The following is a 564-nucleotide window of genomic DNA, read 5'->3' as shown; positions in this document are numbered from 1 at the left end:
TCGACGAACTGGAACTGCCAGAGTTCGACGAAGAAGATGCATTAGCGTCTATGGCTGATGAACCTGGGCTACCAGAATCTGAACGTGAAGCGGCAGCACCAGCAGCCGAAGCGGAAGAAGAGTTCAACTTCGATGATACTGAACTGCCAGAGTTCAGTGAAGAAGATGCTATAGCGGCTATGGCTGAAGCATCATCTTCATCAGAATCAGAAGTTGCGCCTAAGCCAATTCTCCAGGCAGATAATGACCATGATGCGCTTTTTGAAGTCTTCGCTCACAACAGTTTTGATCAAGAAGTAGAGCAGCCAACTGCTATTGAATCTCCATCTGAGTTAGACGATTTTGATGAATCAACGATGGCTAACTTGCTTGCAGATGAGCCAAGTGCTGAAGCGTTTGATGGCAAGCTCGACAGCGACACCATTGCAAGTGCAGGCATGGATTTCGAAACCATGTTGGATGTCGGTGATGACTGGGATGGTTTTAAGCCAGCATCAGACATGCCTGAACCATCGGTTACGGAAGAAGTCCCTGAAGATCAGCAAGAAGTGTGGAGTTCGAGCG

The 564-nt window shown here is 48.0% G+C and carries 1 pseudogene; it reads left to right on the top strand.

Annotated features, from left to right (window positions below):
* Positions 1–564, top strand: a pseudogene (locus R7040_RS28790) (AAA family ATPase); the annotation flags it as partial.

It is taken from the genome of Vibrio sp. 1069, from assembly GCF_033340555.1.
Note: the sequence above shows the minus strand (reverse complement) of the source record. Positions and strands in the feature narration are given on the sequence as shown.